The sequence below is a fragment of the Streptomyces sp. NPDC044064 genome (assembly GCF_056434245.1).
In genome coordinates this window covers 98,130-119,604 of sequence record NZ_JBWKFN010000023.1, presented here as the reverse complement: position 1 = coordinate 119,604, position 21,475 = coordinate 98,130, and the positions used below count along the sequence as shown (strand labels likewise).

The 21,475-nt window shown below is 69.5% G+C and carries 21 protein-coding genes and 2 pseudogenes; 13 read left to right on the top strand and 10 right to left on the bottom strand.

The genetic code is table 11. From position 1 onward, the window contains the following. Positions 1 to 201: 201 nt before the first annotated feature. The 3 genes and pseudogenes from AC07DS_RS32025 to AC07DS_RS32015 all read right to left on the bottom strand — a co-directional run. Positions 202 to 355 (bottom strand): annotated as a pseudogene (locus tag AC07DS_RS32025) (haloacid dehalogenase); the annotation flags it as partial. Between the two features lie 35 nt (positions 356 to 390). Beyond that, a complete protein-coding gene (locus AC07DS_RS32020; protein ID WP_479150953.1) occupies positions 391 to 633 on the bottom strand; it encodes a DUF397 domain-containing protein in 243 nt (80 codons plus the stop codon). Then, positions 633 to 1,478, bottom strand: coding sequence for a helix-turn-helix domain-containing protein (locus tag AC07DS_RS32015; RefSeq protein WP_479150951.1), 846 nt, complete (start codon positions 1,476 to 1,478; stop codon positions 633 to 635). The genes AC07DS_RS32020 and AC07DS_RS32015 overlap by 1 nt, the downstream gene beginning before the upstream one ends. A gap of 202 nt (positions 1,479 to 1,680) precedes the next feature. Between AC07DS_RS32015 and AC07DS_RS32010 the strand changes: the two genes are divergently transcribed. Further along, positions 1,681 to 2,343: an ATP-binding protein gene (locus AC07DS_RS32010; RefSeq protein WP_479150949.1), complete on the top strand. Its 663-nt coding sequence runs from the start codon at positions 1,681 to 1,683 to the stop codon at positions 2,341 to 2,343. Positions 2,344 to 2,347: 4 nt separating this feature from the next. Here AC07DS_RS32010 and AC07DS_RS32005 read toward each other — a convergent pair whose 3' ends face one another. Next, a complete protein-coding gene (locus AC07DS_RS32005) occupies positions 2,348 to 5,512 on the bottom strand; it encodes a DEAD/DEAH box helicase (protein WP_479150947.1) in 3,165 nt (1,054 codons plus the stop codon). Positions 5,513 to 5,667: 155 nt separating this feature from the next. On the opposite strand from AC07DS_RS32005, the gene AC07DS_RS32000 reads away from it, so the two are divergent. Further along, positions 5,668 to 6,780 (top strand): MrcB family domain-containing protein, encoded by a 1,113-nt coding sequence (locus AC07DS_RS32000; RefSeq protein ID WP_479150945.1) that lies wholly within the window; start codon positions 5,668 to 5,670, stop codon positions 6,778 to 6,780. A 57-nt stretch (positions 6,781 to 6,837) separates the two neighbouring features. Here the strand turns inward: AC07DS_RS32000 and AC07DS_RS31995 are convergent, their stop codons facing one another. Next, positions 6,838 to 7,857 carry a hypothetical protein gene (locus AC07DS_RS31995; RefSeq protein ID WP_479150943.1) on the bottom strand — a complete coding sequence of 340 codons (1,020 nt, stop codon included), beginning with the start codon at positions 7,855 to 7,857 and terminating at the stop codon, positions 6,838 to 6,840. Positions 7,858 to 8,018: 161 nt separating this feature from the next. Between AC07DS_RS31995 and AC07DS_RS31990 the strand changes: the two genes are divergently transcribed. After that, positions 8,019 to 9,062 carry a permease gene (locus tag AC07DS_RS31990; RefSeq protein WP_479150941.1) on the top strand — a complete coding sequence of 348 codons (1,044 nt, stop codon included), beginning with the start codon at positions 8,019 to 8,021 and terminating at the stop codon, positions 9,060 to 9,062. Continuing rightward, a complete protein-coding gene (locus AC07DS_RS31985) occupies positions 9,059 to 9,820 on the top strand; it encodes a TIGR03943 family putative permease subunit (protein ID WP_479150939.1) in 762 nt (253 codons plus the stop codon). The genes AC07DS_RS31990 and AC07DS_RS31985 overlap by 4 nt, the downstream gene beginning before the upstream one ends. Here AC07DS_RS31985 and AC07DS_RS31980 read toward each other — a convergent pair. After that, positions 9,813 to 10,006: pseudogene (locus tag AC07DS_RS31980) on the bottom strand (beta-1,6-galactanase); the annotation flags it as partial. The gene AC07DS_RS31985 and the pseudogene AC07DS_RS31980 overlap by 8 nt on opposite strands. A 177-nt stretch (positions 10,007 to 10,183) precedes the next feature. Between AC07DS_RS31980 and AC07DS_RS31975 the strand changes: the two are divergent. Then, on the top strand, positions 10,184 to 10,954 hold the full coding sequence (locus AC07DS_RS31975) for a class E sortase (protein ID WP_479150937.1): 771 nt from the start codon (positions 10,184 to 10,186) through the stop codon (positions 10,952 to 10,954). A gap of 15 nt (positions 10,955 to 10,969) precedes the next feature. On the opposite strand, the gene AC07DS_RS31970 is transcribed toward AC07DS_RS31975, so the two are convergent. Continuing rightward, the gene (locus AC07DS_RS31970) at positions 10,970 to 12,379 is read right to left on the bottom strand and encodes an MFS transporter (protein WP_479150935.1); all 1,410 of its coding nucleotides are present in this window, start codon (positions 12,377 to 12,379) and stop codon (positions 10,970 to 10,972) included. A gap of 68 nt (positions 12,380 to 12,447) precedes the next feature. Here AC07DS_RS31970 and AC07DS_RS31965 point away from each other — a divergent pair, with 68 nt between their 5' ends. The 5 genes from AC07DS_RS31965 (at position 12,448) to AC07DS_RS31945 (ending at position 16,269) form a co-directional block, all read left to right on the top strand. Continuing rightward, the gene (locus AC07DS_RS31965) at positions 12,448 to 12,975 is read left to right on the top strand and encodes a winged helix-turn-helix transcriptional regulator (protein ID WP_479150933.1); all 528 of its coding nucleotides are present in this window, start codon (positions 12,448 to 12,450) and stop codon (positions 12,973 to 12,975) included. 42 nt (positions 12,976 to 13,017) lie between these two features. Continuing rightward, a complete protein-coding gene (locus AC07DS_RS31960) occupies positions 13,018 to 13,344 on the top strand; it encodes a DUF6412 domain-containing protein (RefSeq protein ID WP_479150932.1) in 327 nt (108 codons plus the stop codon). Between the two features lie 183 nt (positions 13,345 to 13,527). Further along, entirely contained in the window at positions 13,528 to 14,244 is a 717-nt protein-coding gene (locus AC07DS_RS31955) for a YidC/Oxa1 family membrane protein insertase (protein ID WP_479151031.1), read from the top strand. Between the two features lie 186 nt (positions 14,245 to 14,430). Beyond that, positions 14,431 to 15,288: a fumarylacetoacetate hydrolase family protein gene (locus tag AC07DS_RS31950; protein WP_479150930.1), complete on the top strand. Its 858-nt coding sequence runs from the start codon at positions 14,431 to 14,433 to the stop codon at positions 15,286 to 15,288. 81 nt (positions 15,289 to 15,369) lie between these two features. Further along, positions 15,370 to 16,269 carry a hypothetical protein gene (locus tag AC07DS_RS31945; RefSeq protein WP_479150928.1) on the top strand — a complete coding sequence of 300 codons (900 nt, stop codon included), beginning with the start codon at positions 15,370 to 15,372 and terminating at the stop codon, positions 16,267 to 16,269. Positions 16,270 to 16,285: 16 nt separating this feature from the next. Here the strand turns inward: AC07DS_RS31945 and AC07DS_RS31940 are convergent, their stop codons facing one another. From AC07DS_RS31940 to AC07DS_RS31930, 3 genes are all read right to left on the bottom strand, one after another. Beyond that, positions 16,286 to 17,170, bottom strand: a complete 885-nt coding sequence (locus AC07DS_RS31940; protein WP_479150926.1) for an LLM class F420-dependent oxidoreductase — start codon at positions 17,168 to 17,170, stop codon at positions 16,286 to 16,288. Positions 17,171 to 17,262: 92 nt separating this feature from the next. Next, positions 17,263 to 17,763, bottom strand: coding sequence for a heme-degrading domain-containing protein (locus AC07DS_RS31935; protein ID WP_479150924.1), 501 nt, complete (start codon positions 17,761 to 17,763; stop codon positions 17,263 to 17,265). Next, positions 17,763 to 18,830, bottom strand: coding sequence for a Gfo/Idh/MocA family protein (locus tag AC07DS_RS31930; protein WP_479150922.1), 1,068 nt, complete (start codon positions 18,828 to 18,830; stop codon positions 17,763 to 17,765). The genes AC07DS_RS31935 and AC07DS_RS31930 overlap by 1 nt, the downstream gene beginning before the upstream one ends. A gap of 56 nt (positions 18,831 to 18,886) precedes the next feature. On the opposite strand from AC07DS_RS31930, the gene AC07DS_RS31925 reads away from it, so the two are divergent. The 3 genes from AC07DS_RS31925 (at position 18,887) to AC07DS_RS31915 (ending at position 21,473) form a co-directional block, all read left to right on the top strand. Beyond that, positions 18,887 to 20,020: an ROK family transcriptional regulator gene (locus tag AC07DS_RS31925; protein WP_479150920.1), complete on the top strand. Its 1,134-nt coding sequence runs from the start codon at positions 18,887 to 18,889 to the stop codon at positions 20,018 to 20,020. Between the two features lie 186 nt (positions 20,021 to 20,206). Next, on the top strand, positions 20,207 to 20,491 hold the full coding sequence (locus AC07DS_RS31920) for a hypothetical protein (protein WP_479150918.1): 285 nt from the start codon (positions 20,207 to 20,209) through the stop codon (positions 20,489 to 20,491). A gap of 22 nt (positions 20,492 to 20,513) precedes the next feature. Continuing rightward, positions 20,514 to 21,473, top strand: a complete 960-nt coding sequence (locus AC07DS_RS31915) for a hypothetical protein (protein ID WP_479150916.1) — start codon at positions 20,514 to 20,516, stop codon at positions 21,471 to 21,473. Positions 21,474 to 21,475 lie beyond the last annotated feature (2 nt).

Below are 21,475 nucleotides of genomic sequence, written 5' to 3'. Positions count from 1 at the left end.
AGGCGACGCTAGGCCGGTTGCTCCATGGCCGTCCATGACGCCACGGAAATATTCCCGAAGTGGGGTAGTTGATCTTGCGGTGAGGTGCAGCAATCGATGAGGCCAGTCGGCAAGGCCTCCAGTCCCTTGAGTTCGGCGTAGGGCCCTTGCGCCCGTCCAGGTCAGTGATCGACCCAGCTAAGTAGGTCAATCCGCCATGCTCTGAAAGGTCTCCCGGTAGTCGTGTCCCTGAGCGATGACGGCCCCGAACATCGCATGAAAAGTATGCCGCGGCACACCCAGCCAGTCAGCCCAGGTTCCGTACTCCCGTGTCCACCAGGCACTCACCGACGTCGAACACGACCGCGCGAATCATGGGATGCAGGCTAGCGGGGTACCGAACGGCGCTCATTATCCAGCCGGTGGCTCAGACGACGTGGGTGTACCCCGACGTCCGAGCGCCAGTTCCCCTCGCCTCAGGGTGTGTGTAAAGGTCTGCCAGGCCTGAGCCCGGACAGTAATCACAGGCTCTCGGTCACGCTTCGAATCACGCACGAGTATGCCGTGTCTAACCCACGCGCACTCCACGCACTCAGTCCCGCTGCCGCCGCTGTAGGACGACTTGAACCACTGGTACGTCGAGGGTTCCGTCATCAGAGCTCCTTGCTTATACGGTCGACGATCTCGGCCGAGGACTCGAGGTCGAGTGCCTGCGCACTGAGGTACTCGAACGCCAACCTATAGCGCTCCAGTTCTTGTTGCTTCTCCATGAAGAGCCCACCTCCGATCAGATCTACGTACACGACGTCCAGGTCCGGCTTCGGGCCGCGCAGGACCGCGAAGCTTCCGACTGCCGCTGCATGCGCACCCGATGAGAACGGCAGCACCTGGACGGTTACAAGGGGACGCTGCGACATTGTGAGCAGGTGCTGAAGCTGTTCGCGCATGACATCGTGGCCGCCTACCTGGCGCCGTAGTGCCGCCTCATCGATGACGCACCAGAGGTGAGGCGGATCAGCTCGCTCGAGCAACTCCTGACGCTTCATGCGGATATCGACCATGTGTTGGACTTCCCTCTCGGGGCACTGCACCTCTGAGGCTCGGTGCACAGCCTCGGCGTAGGCGCGTGTCTGGAGAAGCCCGGGGATGTACATGCACGCGTAGTGGTCTTCGCGTACGACCTCGTCCTCAAGCGTGAGCATGAGATTCATGGACTCGGGGATGGGATCGGCGAGTGATCTCCACCATCCCTGGATCTTGGCGTCCTTGGCGAGCTCCACCAAAGCGCCACGTTCCTCATCTGTGGCGCCGTACTCGCGGCAAAGCGCGTCGACAGCAGGCCACTTGACCGCGCCTTCCTTCGTCTCGTAGCGGCTGAGCGTCGCCTTTGAGATGCCTACGCGCGCGCCGGCCTCTTCCAGACTCAAGCCCTTGGACTCACGGAGGCGGCGCAGGTCAGCGCCGAGCTGACGCCTTCGTGTGGTGGGGCCAAGTGGCATGGTTTCAACCCTTCGTGTCGATCGACTAGATCGTCCTGGTTGTCGGGAGGCAACGGCAAGGTTGCGTGCGCCGGGGGCGCGCGGTGCAGGTGCGTGCTCCTCTTTCCCCGTCATGAGAGTTCCAATTTGAGAGTTTCACTGCAACTCTCGGTGTGGAGTAAGTTGCAGACCGTAACTCGGCGAATCGATGGAGGGGTTGAGCATGCACTGTCTGACGAGCATCCCAAGGAAGCCATGGGCCCTGCCGTTTCTCGCGGAACCCGAAGAGGTGGCTGTTCTGCGTCGTCTTCTACGAATCCATCTGGGGGGCTGGGGGCTGCATCATCTCGCTGAGGGGGCGCAGCTCTGCGTGAGTGAGCTCGTTTCCAACGTGATCAGACATGTTGGGCAGGGCACTCCGACCACTCTTGCGGTCTCGATGAACGGCACCTTCTTGCGCATCGAGATCCACGACCCCGACACGCGCGCTCTCCCGACTCTCCTTGAAGCCGGCCTCGACTCCGAGGGCGGTCGGGGCGTGGCGCTCGTGGATGGACTGGCTGATCGCTGGGGTGTCCAACTTCGAGCGGATCGCAAGGTGACCTGGTGCGAGTTGGCCACTGGGTTATCCTCCGCGACCGGGCATTGTGGTGGTGCGCGCGTCACCAGAGTCGAGTCTCTGCTCGGGCTCCTCGGGGCCACGCGACTTCCGCAGGCGACGGTCCCGAGTGTGCTGAGCGTGGCCGTGGCGAAAGAGACGGCCATTGATGTGATTGCCGATCTACTTCACTGGCTCCGAGCGCATGGTTGCGATGCAGATGAGGCTTTGGATCGCGCCCAGATGCACTTCGAGGCCGAGTTCGATGGCGTGAGCGAGTTGCCGTGACATGTCACCCAGCTGCGATCGCCGAGTACGTCCAGACGTCCGCCGGGATCTCGTGCTTCAGCTTCCATGTGATCGCCATCGGCTTGCTCCCGGTGTGCTCCACGTACTCGGCCGGACCCAGCAGCATCCATGGCTGTGCACCGCCGACATCTGTGCTCTTGTAACGGCGGACAAAGAGCAGCACATGGCTGCCCTCGGCGGCATGCTGCTGATAGCGCAGGCCGGTGGGGGAGGTATCCGAAGTCTGGTTCTGGGACTCCCAGTGGAAGAGGGTCTCGCTCAGTGCGTAGTCGTGGTAGCGGGTCTGTGGTGAGAAGTCCTTCTCGTCCTTGTCCAGGGTGATCAGTAGGGCGTCGGTCTTGATTGATTCGCACCACTTCACCCCCTCGCGGAAGTCCCCCGGCATAAAGCCACCTACGGCTGATTGGCCAAGCGCGGGCAGGATCTCCTCGCGGGTGTAGGACGCGTGCACCGTCAGGGGGATGCCGGCGTGGCCGCCAACTCCCAGGAGCGGGATGGGAACGTGTTCGGTCTGGGCGAGGTTGTGCGTGAGTACCTGACGCAGCTCACTCCGCATCGCGTGCTGCTTGCGTAGCGTCGCGAAGCCCGCGTCGTAGTGTGCAAATCCCTTTCGTGTGATGCCGCCGAGTGGCCAGAGCTGGAAGAAGAGCATGCGGGCGTACGCCTGCCCCTGCTCGTCGAGTTCTCCGTAGGTAGGAGCGTCGTCTTCCAGCATCCGGGTGTAGGCGGCCACGCGCAGAGGATCGTCCACATGGAGGAAGGAAGAGACGCGCCTGAGAAGCGCTGCTTCACCTTCGGGCGCGTCGCCCTTGAGGAGCCCAGAGCGGCGGAGTAGCCCGGTCCAGGATTTGCCGTTGCCGCGGTAGAGCTCCTTGAGCTCGCGGCCGCTCTCGTTCAGGTAGCGGCTGAGCGTTGGCTGGGCGTAGTCAGCTACCTCGCGGGCCAGCGCTGTGACGTTGACGCCGATCTGCTCCTTGATGTTGGCGATGATGATCCTCTTCGCCTTCTCTTCAAGGATGATCTGGCAGCCGGACGGTAGCTGGGGGAAGCCGTGCTCAATGTTGTCCAGCAGGCGCTTGCGAGTCAGGTTGGTGAGCGCCCGGAACGGGTTCTCGAAGCGGAATTCCTTGCGGTGCTGCCCGATGAAGTCGAGCACGGTGAGTACGGCCTTGTCGTCCGATCGACGCAACCCCCGGCCGAGCTGCTGCAGGAACACCGTGGCACTGGAGGTTGGGCGGAGTAGGAGCAGTGTGTCTACGTCAGGGATGTCGAGCCCCTCGTTGAAGAGGTCGACCGAGAAGATCACCTGCAGGGCCCCTGACCTCAGGTCTGCCAGCGCCTGCTTGCGCTCGTCTGCGGGAGTCTCGCCGGACAGGGCGACGGCACGGAGGCCGGCCGTACAGAAGTACTTCGCCATGAATTCTGCGTGCCTCACCGATACGCAGAAGCCCAGCGCTCTCATAGCGCCCGGCTCAGCGACCTTGTCCTGGACAGCCTTTACGACCAGCTCTGCACGCCTCGTGTCCCCCGACAGCTTGTTGCTCAGCGCGCTTGGGTCATACGCCCCTCGCTTCCACTCCACCGTACTGAGGTCGGTGTTGTCGCTGATGCCGAAGTAGTGGAAGGGGCTCAGGAGATCGTTCTCCAGCGCCTCCCACAGTCGCATCTCGGCAGCGATCCGGCCGTCGAAGAACTCGTCCTGGATGTTCTTGCCGTCCATGCGCTCAGGCGTCGCAGTGAGCCCCAGCAGCTCCAGCGGCTTGAAGTGATCGAGGATCTTCCGGTAGGTCGGTGACGTCCCGTGGTGGAACTCGTCGATGACGATTACGTCGAAGTGATCAGAAGCCAGCTTGTCGAGGGCCCGTGCGTTCAGGGACTGCACGCTGGCGAACACATGCGTCCAGCGCTCCGGGATCTCACCGCTGTGGAGAGACTCGCCGAAGTTGGGGTCTACCAAGACGTCTTGGTAGGTCCGAAGCGACTGCTGCAGGATCTCCTTGCGGTGAGCGACGAACAGGAGACGCAGGTCACGGCCGTGCTTCCTGCGTAGCTGCTTGTAGTCGAGCGCCGCCATGACGGTCTTGCCAGTACCGGTCGCAGCGACGAGCAGATTCTGGTGCCTGCCGTGCACCCCCCGCTCGACCTCCAGTCGCTCCAACATGTCGCGCTGGTGCGGATACGGCCTCACTTCCAGGCCGGACAGTGTGATCCTGCGTTCGGCGGCGGTAGCCGACGATGTGCCGCCCGCGATCGTCAACGCTTCCTGGAGACGGTCGCCGTCGGCCTCGGGGTCGTATGTCTCGAATGACGGATCACTCCAGTAGGCCTCGAAGGTGGCCTCGAACTTGCGCAGTACGTCCGGTGTCGCGACGGAGGACAGCCGTACGTTCCACTCCAAGCCGTCCAGGAGCGCAGCTTTGGACAGGTTGGAACTGCCGACATAGGCGGTGTCGTAGCCGCTGTTACGGCGGAACAGCCACGCCTTGGCGTGCAACCGCGTCGACCGGGTTTCGTAGTTGACCTTGACCTGGGCGTTGAACTCCTCCACCAAGCGGTCCAACGCGCGCCGTTCGGTTGCTCCGATGTAGGTCGTCGTGATCACTCGTATCGGCACCCCTCGCTCATGGGCCGCCCTCAGCGACTGCTCGATGATCCGCAAGCCGTGCCACTTCACGAAGGCGCAGAGCAGGTCAACGCGGTCAGCGGTGGCAAGTTCGGCGCGCAACTCGAAGCCGAGGCTCGGGTCTTCGGGCGCATTGGTGATGAGCGCAGTTTCAGAGAGCGGGATGCCGGGCCGTACGGCAAAGACTCCTGGAGCCTCCTGCCGTGTGAGCGCGAGGAGTTGGCGAGGGCCGTCAGCGACGAGGTCCACCCACCCTTGTGCACCCTCCAGCGTGCTTATGGACTCGAGGATGTGGTTGGCTGCGTAGACCCGTTCCTCGGCCGGAAGATTCTGCAGTACACGCCGAACAGTGCCTGCGACATGCCGAGCCAGTACGTGCGGCACTGAATCCGACCCGACCGTGTCGCTCACAGGGTGCCAGCCAAGGCCGTCAAGCTCCTTCAACTGCTGCTCGAAGCGCGAGGTGATGAGCTGCTCGTACAGTCCGTCGGACGGGGTAGCTGAGTCGTGGTGGCTCTGAGACATCGGCTTGTACCCCCGCTGAGCATGTCGATGGACGATGAAGATGTTCTACCAGGGGGCACTGACAGGGCCCGAGATCGATCAGATTTGGCCACTGCATCTATGGATGGCGATCTTATTCGTGGGATTAAATGATCGATTCGAGTTAACTTTCGAATGTGCCTCTACGCGACCTGCTCATACACATTGCGAAGACCTACGACGCCAAGGGTGGTACGTCCAAGGGCGTTACGGCTCAGGACCTTCTCAGGGAGGTAAAGGGCAGGGCCGACCTCCCGTGGCCCTCTGGCTTCGTTGCCTCAGGACATGGTGGGCAAACGACGGCAGCCAGTACTCCTTGGATCGGGGTGTTCGACCCGGAGATTAACAAGGAGCCCCAGGAGGGGCTGTACCTCGCCTACATCTTCGACGCGGACCTCACTGCTGTGACGCTCACCTTGCAGCAGGGCGTGACGAAGCTGTCCGATGAGTACAAGCCGGCTGCTCTGAGGCGTGAGCTGAAGCGCCGAGCGAAGCATCTGCGGGCCGGAATCCAACCGGAATTGGCGGTCCAGTGGACGTACGCACCGTCCTTCGGCGCGCGGCAGGACCGACCTCGCGCATACGAGGCAGGGAGCGTGGCGGCCCGACGCTACGAAACGGCCAACCTGCCTGCAGAGAAGGTCCTCGCCGAGGACCTTCGCACTGCATCCCTACTGCTTCGTGATGCTGCTGCGAGCCAGCGCATCTGGCTGCAGACGACCACCCCGGATGATGAGCCCTTCGTGTACGCGAACGAGGGACATGTCCCTGCTGATGATCCCCTGGATGGATTCCACCCCAACGACAGCAGCGACTATTTCGTCCGCATCGAGGGAGGTCAGCACCGCAGGGAGCGTCCGCACGAAGAGCTCATCCACGACTTTGGACTCCACGTCGTCACCCGCGGATACACCCCGATCACCCGAGACATGTACCCCAGAGACCTGGTCCTGCGCCGACGTGTTGCCAACGAGTCGCGCACGTGGCTGGTTGAAGGGAAGGCGGTGATGAAGGGGAACGTCACCAAGGCCGTCCGCGAAGCCGTGGCTCAGCTCCTGGAGTACAGCTACTACTGGCATGAGAAGCGCGGTGAACCGAAGCCCCACCTCATTGCGCTCTTCACTGAAGGTATTGGGCAGTACGCCGAATACCTTGAGGACCACGGCATTGCCTCGATCTGGCGCACTGCAGATGGAGACTGGGCGGGATCATCCGAGGCTGTTGCCTGGAATCTCGCCGTGGAGGCCTGAGCCAGTCAGCCCCTGGGGGCTGCATCGTGGGCCCAGGCCGATGCCGGGGGCACGGCATCACGCCCCGTGACACCCCCCATACCCCTGAGCCGACCCACACCAACACTCCGCCCCCCTCTGCGGCGGCCAAACCACAGCCCGCCCCCGCGCAGCCAAAGTCGTCGCATACTGCGGCAGCAACGTCACATCCCCAGGCGACGACCCCTCCGACGCCGCGAACGCCTCGTACGACGGGACCGTGCCCGTGACGATGCCGAGGTTCGGGGTGCCGGAACCCGCCAGCTCCCTCAGGGAGGTCTCTATGGTCGTGAGGTGCTCGGGGTGGGAGGGGTACTCGTCGGCCAGGTCCGGGTACGCCGAGAGCAGTTCGCCCAGTTCGTCGGACGGCCAGTGCAGCACGGCCACCGGGAAGGGCCGGGACAGCGCCTCGCGGTACGCGCCCAGCTCCGCCCGCAGGCGGGAGATCTCGGCCTCCAGTTCCGCGGGGTTGTCCGAGCCGAGGGACCACACGCGCTTCGGGTCGTGGAGTTCGTCCAGGGAGACCGAGGAGACCGGGGACGAGTGGAGGGTGTCCGCCAGGGTGTCCCAGTCGTCGTGGTCCATGCCCAGCATCCTGCGTACGCGGTGGCGGCCGAAGAGCAGCGGGTGGGTCGAGTAGGGGGGCTCCGAGCCGTCCGTCAGCAGCAGGGTCGCCGCCTCCGTGAAGGTCTCCGCCGCCGCCTGCAGCTCGTCGTGCGCCTCCAGGGACTCGGCCACGATCACCCAGGGGGCCGGGTCGCGGGGCGCCGACGCCCGGATTCCGTCGATGATCGCCCTTGCCTCTGCCTCGTGGTCGTACTCCCAGAGGTTCGACGCCTTCAGGGCCCGCACCAGGTGGGGGTTCTCCAGCGGAGCGGGATCGGACAGCAGGCGGTCGTAGAGCGTCGTCGCGGCTGGGCGGTCGCCTGACAGTTCGAGGTGGGCCGCGGCGCGTAGCAGCAGGGCCTCGGCGTCCTCGGGGTACAGGCCGGCGGTCCGCTCCAGGCGTGCCGCCTCGGCGGTGTGGTCGACATTCTCGGCAGACGTGTCGGGGCGCATGGGTGACACCGTACTGCCGGGTGGTGACAAACGTGAGGCGCAAAGGGGAGGGAAAGAGGTGAGAAAGGGGAGGTGGGAAGTGGGGCCGGGCGCGCGGGAGATGGCGTGAGGGGCGATATGGGCCGCTATCGTCGACGCTGACATCGACAAGCGGAGTCGGCATGGAGAACACAGGCGCCCTGGTCGCCGAGGAGCAGGCGCCGGCCGGCGCCGTGGCGGACGGTGCGGGAGACCGAGACGCGAGGCAGGAGCGGGCCCGGTACTGGCCGCTTCTGCTGATCGGATCAGCCGTCGTGCCCGGCACGGTCGTGGTTCTCCTGGGGCGCTGGGGGGACGCCCCCGCCGTGCAGGCCTGGCGGACGGTGTGTCTGGCCGTCACGGTGCAGGCCCTGCCCTTCCTGCTGCTCGGCACGGCCCTGTCCGGGGCGATCAACGCATTCGTGCCGGAGCGGGTGTTCACCCGGGTGCTGCCGCGGCGGCCCGTGCTCGCCGTACCGGTCGCCGGTGTCGCCGGGGCCGTCCTGCCCGGGTGCGAGTGTGCCTCCGTGCCGGTCGCGAGCAGTCTGATCGGGCGTGGGGTCGCACCCGCCGCGGCCTTCGCCTTCCTGCTGTCCGCCCCGGCCATCAATCCGGTCGTGCTCACCGCCACCGCCATCGCGTTCCCCGGGAACCCGGCCATGGTGCTGGCCCGCCTGCTCGCCTCGCTCACCGCCGCCGTCGTCATGGGGTGGCTCTGGCTGAGGTTCGGGCGGGAGGAGTGGCTGCGGCCCTCCGTACGGCACACCGGGCACCAGGAGGGGCACAGCCGGTGGAACGAGTTCCGGCTCGGGTTCCAGCACGACTTCCTGCATGCCGGCGGGTTTCTCGTCCTCGGGGCCATGGCGGCCGCCACCTTCAACGTCGCCGTTCCCCGCTCCGTCCTCGACACCTTCGCCGGGGCGCCCTGGCTGTCCGTGCTCTTCCTGGCAGGTCTGGCCGTGCTGCTCGCCGTGTGTTCCGAGGCGGATGCCTTTCTGGCCGCCTCGCTGACCGGGTTCCCGCCGGTCGCACGGCTGGCGTTCATGGTGGTGGGTCCCATGGTCGACCTGAAGCTCATCGCCCTGCAGGCCGGCACCTTCGGGCGGGCCTTCGCCGTACGGTTCTCCGCCGCCACCGTCGTCGTGGCCGTCGCGTGCAGCTCGGTGATCGGCGGGGTGCTGCTGTGAAGCGATTCCTCCAGCCGCTCCTGCTCGTGCTCTGCGGGCTCGGGCTGCTGCACGTCTCCCTCTTCACCGACCTGTACCTGAGGTACGTCAAGGAGGGGATGCGGCCCCTGCTGATCGCCTCCGGGGCGGTGCTGCTCCTGCTGGGCCTGGCCGGCGCCGTGCTCGACAGGCAGAAGGAGGAGAAGGAGGAAGAGGAGGGGCACGGTGGGCACGGGCACGATCACTCAGGCCTGCCCCGCGTCGCCTGGCTGCTCCTTCTCCCGGCGCTCAGCCTGCTCTTCTACGCGCCTCCCGCCCTCGGCGCCTACACCGCCTCCCGGCAGCCTCCCAAGGTCATCGCCGAGGAGAGCGACTTCGATCCGCTCCCCGCCACCTCGCCCGTCCCCATGACCCTCTCCGACTTCACCAGCCGGGTGCAGCAGGACCGGGACGACCAGGACGTCAAGGGGCGCAGCATCCTGATGACCGGGTTCGTGACACCCGGAGGGCCGGGCGGGAGCTGGGACCTGACCCGGGTCATCCTCAACTGCTGTGCCGCGGACGCCCAGTCCGTGAAGGTGCGGATCTACGGCCGTCCCGCGCTCTCCGCCAACACCTGGGTGACGGTCACCGGGACCTGGCACCCGGGCGGGAAGCTGGGTACCAGGTCCGCGCCGGTCGCGCTCGACGCCCGTACGGTCAAGAAGGTGCCCCGCCCGTGGAACGCGTACCAGGACTCGCTCCCGCCCGGGGCGCTGAGCCTCGGGGCTGCACGGTGACCCCGTCGACCTGCAGCGTCTGCACCGACTTCGCCGCGAAGGGGACGGCCACGGTCCTGCCGGACAGGTTCGTGTCCGAGTGGGAGGCGTAGAGGTCCCCCCGCCGCCGGTGGTCACCGTGTTCCAGCGGGGGACCGGACCGCCCGTCCCGCCCGTCACCGTCGTGAACCGAGACAGGCCGAACGTGAACCCGCATGCCAACAGGAAGCATCGGGTGTGCCGCGTGAGGTTGTCGAGGGTTGTGACAGCCCTTTCTAAAACCGGTGGAGGAAGCTGACGTCAGCGGCAAGAGGCCTTACGGCTCTGGTGAGTTCACCCGGCTCGCCCTATCGTGCGGGCGGCTCCTGGGAGGCGGGTGTGCGGATGCGTGTCGTGCAGCACCGTGATCGGCGCAGGCGTGCCAGGTGGCGGCGGGGGCTGTGGGGTGGCGGCGAGGTGCTCGTCACCGTCGGGGCCGTGCTCATGCTGCTTGTCGTACACCAGTTGTGGTGGACCAACAGGGAGGCGCGGCAGGGGGCCGAGCGGAAGGTCGCCGCCCTGGAGAAGGAGTGGGGGAGCGGCAGCCCCGCTCCGGGTGACGCGCCCTCCGCGTCGGCGCCGGCGCCGGCGGCCACGAGGGCTCCCGGACGTGCGCGGCAGCGGTCGTACACCCCCGTCCTCGTCTCGGGCACGCCCCGCCGTTCCCAGGCGTACGCCGTCCTCACCGTCCCGAGGCTGCATCTGCGTGTCCCCGTCGCCGAAGGCGTGAGCAAGCCGGACGTCCTCAACAAGGGGTACGTCGGCCACTACCCGGGCACCCAGCAGCCCGGCCAGGCGGGGAACTTCGCGCTCGCCGGGCACCGGAACACCCACGGCGAGCCCTTCCGGTACCTGCCGAGGCTCCGGCCCGAGGACATCCTGCAGGTGGAGACGGAGGCGGCCACGTACACATACGCCGTCGACAAGATCCTTCCGCAGACGTCCTCCCGGGACTCCGGGGTCGTACGGCCCGTGCCGCGGTCGCTCGTCCGGCCGTCCTACGGGTACGACCAGCCGGGCTACTACATCACCCTGACCACCTGCACCCCGGAGTTCACCTCGCGCTACCGGATGGTGGTCTGGGGGAAGCTGGTGTCGATGCGGCCCAGGGGGTAGCAGGACCGAGCCGGTTCACCCCCGCTCCCGCAGCACGCCCACGGCCACGGCACCGAGTGCGGCCAGGCCCGCCGACACCACCATCGCCACGTCCGCGCCGCGCGCCGGGCCGCCGCCCGACGATGTGACGAGGGCGATGGTCAGGGCCACGCCCGCGCAGGAGCCTATGTAGCGGAACGTCTGCTGGGCGCCGGAGCCCATGGCAGCCCGGGCGACCGGTACCGACTCCACCGCAAGGAGCGGCAGGGCGGCGTTTAGGAGGCCGCTGCCCACGCCGCCGAGCACGAGTCCGGGCAGGAGCCGCGTCCAGGAGCCCGAGCCGATCGCGCCCAGCATCGTCAGCGCGCCGATGGCGTGGAGCAGGAAGCCGGCCGCCAGCTGCCGGCGCGGTGCCACCCGCCCCGCCAGCCGCTTGGCCTGCAGCGCGACGGTGAAGGAGACGCCGGACCAGAGCAGGAACAGCCACGCCGTGTCCATCGCGGACATGCCCATGGCCTGCTGCAACAGGGCGGGCAGGAAACTGAACAGGCCGATCACGGTCAGCCCGGTGAACAGGCCGCCGGCGGAAGAGGCCAGGAAGCGGGGGCGGCGCAGCAGGCCCAGGTCGATCATCGGGGTCTTCGCCACGCGGGTCTCCACCAGGGCGAACAGCCCGAGCAGCACCACGGCCGCCGCCAGCAGCAGGCCGACCGGCGCCCGCAGCCACCCGTCCCGGCCCAGCGTCAGCGCGGCCACCAGGGCCACCAGCGCCGGCCCGAAGGTGAGGGCGCCGAGCACGTCGGGGCGCCCGCCCCTCGGCGCCCGGGACTCGGAGAGCCGGCCGAGCGCCAGGCCCGCCACGACCAGCGTGGCCGCGCCGAGGACGACGTAGGCCAGCCGCCAGTCGGGTATCGCGCCCGAGACCAGCGGGCCGACGGCGATGCCACCGCTCACGAAGGCACCCCACACGCCGGTCGCGTGCAGCCGGCCGCGCGGGCTCGGGAAGGCGGTCACGAGCAGGCCCAGGCTGCTGGCCAGGATCGCCGCGCTCGCCGCGCCCTGCGCGACCCGGGTCAGGGTGAAGGCCCAGGTGGACGTGGTCAGCCCGCTCAGCGCGGTGGTGAGGCCCAGGGCCAGGGTGCCGGCGAGGAAGACGCGGCGGCGGCCGTAGTCGTCGGCCAGGCTGCCGGCCACCAGGAGCAGGGCCGCGAGGCCCAGCGGTGTGCCGTTCAGGAGCCAGGCCTGGGCAGAGAGAGGGGTGTGCAGCGCGGCCGCGGTGTCCGGGAGGGAGACCGCGGGCGCCGTGTACGTCATCAGGGCCACGCCGGTCGCGGCGCTGGTCAGAGCCAGGGTCGCCCGGGGGTGGTGCGCGGGTGCCGGGGGGTGGGTGTCCGGTCGCGCGGCCGTGGGGCGCGCGACCAGAGTTCGTTCATTGAACCTAGACATGGATGTACCGTAGCACCGGAGGTTCGGTCACTGAACCAACATGTCGGAAAGTGGCTAAGGTGGACGTCATGGCACTGGGCAAGGACTACGCGACGCAGGAATGCGCGATCGCCCGCGCGCTCGAGGTCGTCGGCGAGCGGTGGACGCTCCTCGTCGTCCGCGACGCGATCTACGGCGTCCGGCGCTACAACGACTTCCTCGTCCACCTCGGCATCCCGCGCGCGGTCCTGTCGGCCCGGCTGAAGACGCTCACCGAGGAGGGGGTGCTCGACAGGCGCCGGTACCAGGAGTCGCCGCCGCGCTACGAGTACGTCGTCACCGAGCGCGGTATCGCGCTGTGGCCGACGCTGCGGGCCCTCGGGCTGTGGGGCCGCGAGAACTTCCAGGCGAGCCGTCTGCGGTCCTTCCGGCACGCGGAGTGCGGCACCGAAATCGGCACGTACGACGAATGTCCCGCATGCGGAACCGTCGTACCCGTCGCGGACGTTGTCATGGTGCCGGGCCCGGGACTCGATCCCGACCCGGCGGATCCGGTCAGCAGGGCACTGCTCGAGCCGAAGAGGCTCCTGGAGCCCCTGGAGATCGATCCTGTATAACCGGAAGTGAGCAGAAACAGCAGGTCGGCGGAGGGGGAGGAAGTGGATCGCAGTCGTTTCGTCGGCGCGCGTCCCGTCGCCCTGCTGCTCGTTCTGGTGAATCTGCTCCTGCTCCAGGCCGCGCTCCTCGACACCGGCAGCCTCTCCACCACCGTCGCGCTCGCCGCGACCGCCGCCGCCGGTTCCGCGCTCGCCGCGAGCTCGCTCGTCGCCGCCCGCTGCGCACCCGCCGTCCCGCCCACCCGGGTCCGTACGGCGATACGCGACCGGGCCCGCCGTACGGCCTTCCTTCCCCAGCGCGACCCCGACGCCTCGGGCCGCCGCCGGCCCCGGGCACCCGGACACGCCCTCGCGACGATCTGCGCGTAGGGCGCCACTGAACCCGGTCGCACACCCGGCTTCCGCCGAGCCCGGTCAATCCGGTCAAGCCCGGCCCCAGCCGAACCCGGTCACCCCCTGTCCCCGCGCGGGTCGTCATGCCGCCATGCCATCTCCGGTCACCCCGGCACGACGACACACCCCTGCACGGAGGGTCCCGCCATGTCCGCGTTCATGTCCGTTTTCGCCCACCTGGTCGAGCAGCTCGCCGACCTGCTCCAGCCGCTCTTCCACGCCTCCGCGGCAGCTGCCGCGATCGTCCTGTTCACCGCGCTCGTACGGCTGCTCGTGCATCCCCTGTCCCGGGCCGCCGCCCGCGGCCAGCGTGCCCGGGCCGAGCTGCAGCCGAGAATCGCCGAGCTGCGCAAGGAGCACGCGAAGGACTCCGAGCGGCTGCAGAAGGCGGTGCTGGAACTGCACGCCGAGGAGAAGGTCTCGCCGCTCTCCGGCTGCCTGCCCAGCCTGCTCCAGCTGCCCGCCTTCTTCCTCCTCTACCACCTGTTCTCCAACACCTCGATCGGCGGCGAGACCAACACGCTGCTGACCCACTCGCTGTTCGCCGCGCCGCTCGGCGGACGCTGGGCCGACGCCCTCTCGGGCGGCGGGGTCTTCGGGGCGGCCGGACTCGTCTACCTCGCGCTCTTCGCCCTCGTCGCGGCCGTCGCCGCCTTCAACTACCGGCGCACGAAGCTGATGACGGCCAAGAACCCGGTCACGGTCACCGCCGGTGAGGGCGCGCAGGTGCCGGGGCTCGGCGCGGTCAACAAGGTCATGCCGTTCATGTCCTTCTTCACGCTCGTCACCGTGGCGGTGATGCCGCTCGCGGCCGCGCTGTACGTCGTCACCAGCACGACGTGGAGCGCGGTGGAGCGGGCCGCGCTCTACCGCTGAGCCGGCTCTACCGGAGCGACCGGTCCGGCTCACCCGGAGTGCGGGGCCGCCTCCTCGGCAGGGGTGTGGTTACGGTCCAGTCCGTGAACAGGGTCTTGCGGACTGGACAACCGGATTGGAGGATCGACCAGTCCTCCGATGGCTGCACCCATTGGCGGGCGCTCGCGATCGAGGGAGATTGTGACCATGAAGCTGCTGCGAGTCGGTACGGCAGGGGCTGAGCGCCCCGCGCTGCTCGACGCCGAGGGGACCCTGCGGGATCTGTCGGGGATCGTGGACGACATCGACGGGGCGCTGCTCGCGGACGCCGGCGCACTCGGCCGGGTACGGGCGGCGGCGGAGGCCGGTGAGCTGCCCGCGCTGGACGCGGAGGGTCTCAGGATCGGGCCCCCGCTCGGCCGGATCGGCAAGGTCGTGTGCATCGGGCTCAACTACCACGACCACGCCCGCGAGACGGGGGCCGAGCCGCCCGCCGAGCCCGTGATCTTCTTCAAGGCCGCGGACACGGTCGTCGGTCCGAACGACACCGTGCTCGTGCCGCGCCGGTCCACCAAGACCGACTGGGAGGTGGAGCTGGCCGTGGTCGTCGGACGTACGGGCCGCTACCTGGAGTCGGCCGAGGAGGGGCTCGCGCATGTCGCCGGGTACGCGGTGGCGCACGACGTGTCCGAGCGGGAGTTCCAGATCGAGCGGGGCGGGACCTGGGACAAGGGGAAGAACTGCGAGACGTTCAACCCGCTGGGGCCGTGGCTGGTGACCGCCGACGAGATCGCCGACCCGCAGGCCCTGCCGCTGCGGCTGTGGGTCAACGGGGAGCTGAAGCAGGACGGGACCACCGCCGACCAGATCTTCCCCGTGGGTGAAGTCGTCCGCTACGTCAGCCAGTTCATGACCCTGTACCCCGGCGACGTCATCAACACCGGTACGCCGGCGGGCGTCGCGCTCGGGCAGCCCGAGCCGAAGCCTTTCCTGCGGGCCGGGGACGTGGTGGAGCTGGAGATCGACGGACTCGGCCGGCAGCGGCAGGAGTTCAAGGACGCCTGAGGCACCGGGGCGTCGTGCTTGCCAAGCGACACTCCCGCGGGCAAGCATGGCGCCGTTGCCGGCAGTGCCGAAGGGTGGGGGATGGCCGCGACGGGAGCTGATGAGACCTCGACGACCGGTCGGAGAGGAGTCAGGCCGTTCCAGTGGGCGGCGGCCGTGCTGGTGGCACTCGCTGCGGGCGCGGCCATCGTTCTGTTCTTCACCACCGACGTGTGCGACCAGCAGATGGCTTCGAACGGGAACGTCGTCACGGTCTGCCGGCACCCGCAGATGACGGATCCTCCGATGGTCGTCCTCGGCCTCGTGATCCTGGTGCTGCTGGGTGTCTTCTTCTCCGAGATCTCCGGATTCGGCATCACCCTGAAGCGCCAGGTGGAGGAGGCCCGGAGTACGGCGCAGGAGGCCATCCGCGAGACGCGGGAGATCGAAGCCAGGCATCAGGAGGCGGCCGGCGACCTGGCCGACGGGGTGCGGGAGGCGCTCAACAGAGCGCAGCCGGGCGGCCTGCCCGCCGCGCCGACGCCGGCCGACCCGGTCGATCGGCTGGCGGCGCGGTACAACGAGATCCGGTGGACCATGTCCAGCGGGCGGGGGCGGACGCGTGCGATGTCCGAGGTGGCGGACGAGATGGTCGGTCTGCTGCGAGACGCCCGGGACTTCGACGTCGAGAGCCGTCTGCGCAGCAGCGACAGCGGCTTGCGACTGACCGCCGCCACATACCTCTACGCCAATCCGGACCCGGCGTGGGTGGGCCCGCTCGCCCGGGCGGCGGTGTCCGAGGACAAGCCGTTCAACGAGTACTGGGCGCTCAAGGCGCTGCGCGAGGTGCTCCGGGGGCACTGCGAGGCACTCGACGAGGAGACGAGAGGCCTGCTCCGACGGCGCATGCGCCGACTGCCCCCGGGCACCGACCGCGCCGAGCAGATCGGGAAGCTGCTGCGCGACTGCCCGGAGCAGGGCGGCGGTCAGGACACGATCTGAGGCACGCCGACCGAGTTCAGTCCAGCACGGACGCCAGCCTGCGCCATGCCTCGCGCGGCAGCGCGTCGCGCGAACCCCCGTCGACCACCTGGATCGCCACATGGTCCGCGCCCGCCTCGTGGAACGCGTTGATCCGCTCCCGGATCCGGTTCTCGTCCCCCCACGCGTAGAGCGCGTCGACCAGACGGTCGCTGCCACCGGCGGTCAGGTCGTCCTCGGTGAAGCCGATGCGCAGGAAGCTGTTGGTGTAGTTGGGGAGCGCGAGGTACAGGGTGAGGTGCTCGCGGGCCAGTTCGCGGGCGCGGGCCGGGTCGGTCTCCAGGACGACCCCGAACTCGGGGGCCAGCAGCGGCTCTTCGCCCAGGATCTCGCGGGCCTGAGCGGTGTGCTCGGGGGTGACGAGGTAGGGGATCGCGCCCGCTGCCCGGTCCCGGGACAGCTCCAGGGTCTTCGGGCCGAGGGCCGCCAGGACCCGGTGCCCGGCCGGGACGCCGGCCGCGTCCAGGGCGTCCAGGTAGGCGACCAGCGCCGAGTACGGGCGGCGGTACTGGTCCGCGAGCTTGGCGTGGCTCACGCCGAGGCCGAGCAGGAAGCGGCCGGTGTGGGCCTGTTCCACCTCGGCGAAGGCGGCCGCGCTCGCGTCGGCCTCGTACTGCCAGATGCTCTGGATGCTCGTGCCGACGACCAGCCGCGACGTCGCTTCCAGGAGCGGGGTGGCATGCCGGACGGCGCTGCTGCCGCCCAGCCAGGCCGTGCCGTACCCGAGTTGTTCCAGTTCCGCCGCGGCCTCGGCGATGTCGCCGCGCCGGGCCGGGTCCTCCGAGCGGAGCCCCACGCTCCAGACGCCGTACCGGCCGATCGACTCCTTGACGGAGCGCGCGCTGCTCGTCGACTCGCTCATCGGGTCCGTTCCCTCCGGGTGGGTGTCGTGCCGTGATCGTCGTGCACGTCGGTGCCAACCGGAGGGAGCCGCGCGGTAATCCCACGCACGGGCTATTCGCCCAGGAACTGCTCCAGAACCTCCACCACGAAGCGGTGGTCCTGCAGTTGGGGCAGGCCGGACACGGTCACCGTGCCGATGACGCCCACGTCCTCGACATGGATCGGGAACGAGCCGCCGTGGGCCGCGTAGGTGTCCGGGTCCAGCCGGGAGGACTCCTCGAACGTCGTGCCCTTGGCGCGGAAGCGGGCGCCGACCAGGTAGGAGGAGGCGCCGTAGCGCTCCGTCACCCGGCGCTTGCGGTCGATCCAGGCGTCGTTGTCGGGCGCGGAACCGGGCAGGGCTGCGTGGAAGAGCTGCTGGCCGGTGCGGTGGATGTCGATGGCCACCGGCGCCTGGCGCTCCCTGGCCAGCTCGACCAGGAGGGAGCCGAGGGCCCACGCGTCGTCGTGGGTGAACCGGCGGAAGACCAGGCGGCGTTCCTGCGCCTCCAGCTCCTCGACGCTCGGGGTGATCTCGGGGGCGAACTTCGGGGTGATCTTCGGGTGGTGCATCAGAGGGTCACCGTCACCTTGTCGCGGGCGGAGCGCCGGGCGGCTTCCAGCACGTCGAGTGCGGCGGCCGCCTCGAGGGCGGTCACCGGGTTGCGTCCGGCGCCGGTCAGGGCCGCGGCCACGGCCGCGTAGTAGGCCGGGTAGTCGCCGGGGACGCCCGGTACGGGGCGGCCGCCGCCGGTGAGCGGGGACTCGCCGGAGCCGATGCGGCCCCACAGGGACTCGGGTTCGGCGCCCCAGGCGGGGCCCGGCCGCAGGCCTTCCCTGAGCGCCGCCTCCTGCGGGTCCAGGCCGTACTTCACGAAGCCCGCCTGCGAGCCGAGGACCCGGAAGCGCGGGCCGAGCTGGGCCGTGGTGGCGGAGACGTAGAGGTGGGAGCGGGTGCCGTTCTCGTGGGTGAGCGCGATGAAGGTGTCGTCGTCCGTCTCGGCTCCGGGGCGGCGGACGTCGGTCTCGGCGTACACCTCGGTGACCGGACCGAACAGGACCAGGGCCTGGTCGACGACATGGCTGCCGAGGTCGTAGAGCAGACCTCCGATCTCTGCCGGGTCGCCGGACTCGCGCCAGCCGCCCTTCGGCTGCGGGCGCCAGCGCTCGAAGCGGGACTCGAAGCGCCAGACGTCGCCGAGTTCACCCTTCTCCAGCAGCTGGCGCAGGGTCAGGAAGTCGCTGTCCCAGCGGCGGTTCTGGAAGACCGAGAGCAGCAGGCCGCGCTCCTCGGCGAGGGCTGCCAGCTCGCGCGCCTCGGCCGCCGTACCCGCCACCGGCTTGTCCACGACCACCGGCAGGCCCGCCTCGAGGGCGGTGGTGGCGAGCGGGACGTGCGTCTTGTTCGGCGAGGCGACGACGATCAGGTCCAGCTCGTCGGCGCGGTCGAACAGCTCGTCGGGGGTGCTGACGACGCGGACGCCCGGGAACTCGGCCTGGGCCTGCTGCTGCCGCTCGGGGTACGAGGTGACCACCGTGTCCAGGGCGAGGCCCTCGGTGGCGGCGATCAGCGGGGCGTGGAAGACGGAGCCTGCGAGGCCGTAGCCGACCAGGCCGACGCGGAGGGGGGTACCAGTCATGCATCCTACTTTCGCAACGCTGTTGCCAAAGTGCAAGCGGAGGGGAGAATGGTGGCGTGAACAGGACGAAGAGCGGCGGGCCGGTGGGAGCGAACCTGCTGGCCGTGCGCAGTCACAACACCGCGCTGGTGCTGGATCTGCTGCGCGCGGCGGGGGCGGAGGGCATCAGCCGTCTGGAGCTGGCCGAGCGGACCGGGCTGACCCCGCAGGCCGTCAGCAAGATCACCGCACGGCTGCGCGAGGAGGGGTTCGCGGCGGAGGCCGGGCGCCGGGCGTCCACCGGGGGCAAGCCGCGCACCGTGCTGCGGCTGGTGCCGGACGCCGGGCATGCGGTGGGGGTGCATCTGGACCGCGACGAGCTGCGGGCCGTGCTGGTGGATCTCGACGGGGCGGTGGTCGGGGAGCGGCGCCGGAGCGTGGACCTCGGGGCCGGGGCGGAGGCCGTGCTGGGGGTGGTCGCCGACGCGGTGACCGGGCTGGTCGGGGAGGTCCTGGGCGGCGCCGGCGGAGGACTTCCCGCCGTCGGGTCGCTGCTCGGTGTGGGGGTCGCTCTCCCCGGGCCGCTCGATCACGCGCGCGGCGTGCTGCACCGGGTCACCGGGTTTCCCGAGTGGGACGGATTCCCGCTGCGGGACGCGCTGGCCGAGCGGCTCGGGGTGCCGGTCGTGGTGGACAAGGACACCAACGCGGCGGCGCTCGGGCTCTCGGTGGACGGCGAGGGCGGGTCCTTCGCCTATCTGCATCTCGGTACGGGCCTGGGTGCCGGCCTGGTGATCGGCGGCAGCGTGCACCGAGGGGCGCGGACCGGAGCCGGGGAGTTCGGGCACCAGGTGCTGCAGCTGGACGGACCGCCGTGCGAGTGCGGGAACCGGGGCTGCGTGGAGGTGCTGTGCCTGGGGGCCGTGGCGCGGGGAGAGGTGGCGCAGGCCGCGCGGGTGCTGGGGGTCGGGGCCGGGAACCTGGTGGGGCTGCTGGACATCGACCTGGTGCTGCTCGGCGGGCGGACGGTCTCCGCAGCGCCGGAGCCGTTCGTGCGCGGGGTCGCCGAGATGCTCGACGCACGGGCCCGGCGGGAGGGTGTGCCCGGCGGGACGGTCCCCGTGCGGGTCGTTCCACGAGGGGAGCGGGTCGTCGCGGAGGGCGCGGCGCAGCTCCTGCTGGCGCCGCTGTTCGGGCGGGCGGACGGCTGACCCGGGCGGGCGGTCCGCCGGTCCGGGCGGGTGGCCGGGCCGGGCGGGCGACCGGGCCGGGGGTGCACCGTCCGGACCACTCGCCTGCCCCTTCAGGTGATTGCCGGACGAGTCGCGAGCGGAGCGCGCGTCGCACGGGTACGGCCTCTGCGCACGGAGATGCCCCGGACTCGTGAGGAGAACAGCGTGTACGCAGCCGTCAGACGGTACGAAGGGGTCACCGATCCGGCCGAGGCCGGCCGCCAGGTGAACGAGGGATTCGTGCCGCTCATCCGTGACATCCCCGGCCTCCTCGCCTACTACTGGGTCGACGCCGGCGGCGGGGTCATGGTCTCGACCAGCGTCTTCCAGGACGAGGCGGGGGCCGACGAGTCGATCAGAAGGGCGGCGGTCTTCGTGCGCGACCACCTCGCGTCGCTGCTCCCCAACCCTCCCCAGGTCATGTCCGGCCAGGTCGTGGCCTCCGTCTAGCCCGTCGGCCGATCGAGCGGACTTGCCGACCACCCCGGAGCGGCACACCGTGCCCGCGCTCCCCACCCGGCATGGTCATGTGTTCATGCGACTGTGCACGTCCCTGCCCTTCTGTCTCGCCGCGGCCGTCGCTCTCGTGCCCGTGTCGTCGGCTGCCGCGCACGCGGACGCGTCCTCCTCCTGCGCGGCACCCGGCGGCCGTGCCTTTCCGGTGACCACCCGGATCCACGGCGGGCCCGCCTCCTACGAGGCGGGCGGTGGCTTCGGCACCTGGTACATCGACCTCACCAACACCACCGGCCGCACCTGCACCGAGGTCCACCCCGTCGTCGTCCTCGTCGACGACAAACGCACCCTGAAGCCGTCCCAGCCCAAGCTGGACTTCTACGACGGCTCCCGCGCCCGGCCCGTCACCTTCGAGAGCACCGACGAGCAGGAACTGGTCGGCGTACTGGACGGCACGGGGTTCGACGGGTTCACCGTGGCGCCCGGCGCGACCGTCAGCGTCAAGGTCAGGCTCTCGCTCACCTCCGACGCCGTACCCGACGACATCACCGTCAAGGCGGCCGTCGTCCAGCGCCGGGGCGAGGACGGCGACTGGATCGGGGAGTCCAACGACTACCGCTTCGGCATCGGGGACGAGCCGGACGAGTCCGTGGCTCCACAGGATTCGCGAGGTCCGGGGGACCCGGAGCCGACGGCGACCACCCCGTCCGGCACGCCCACGGCCACCCCGAGCAGCACCGGCGACCCCGACGGACTCGACGACCCCGACGACTTCGGAGACCCCCACGACTTCGGAGACCCCCACGACTTCGACGACCCCTCCCTCCCCTTCGCGGCCGAGGCGGAGGAAGCCGGAGAGCGGGCCCGGGAGCTCGCCCGCACCGGGCTCGGGCTCGCACACGGGCTGCTCGCGGCGGGCGCCGCCCTCCTCTCCGTCGGCGCGGGCGCGTTCCTCCTGGCCCGCCGACGCCGCTGAGG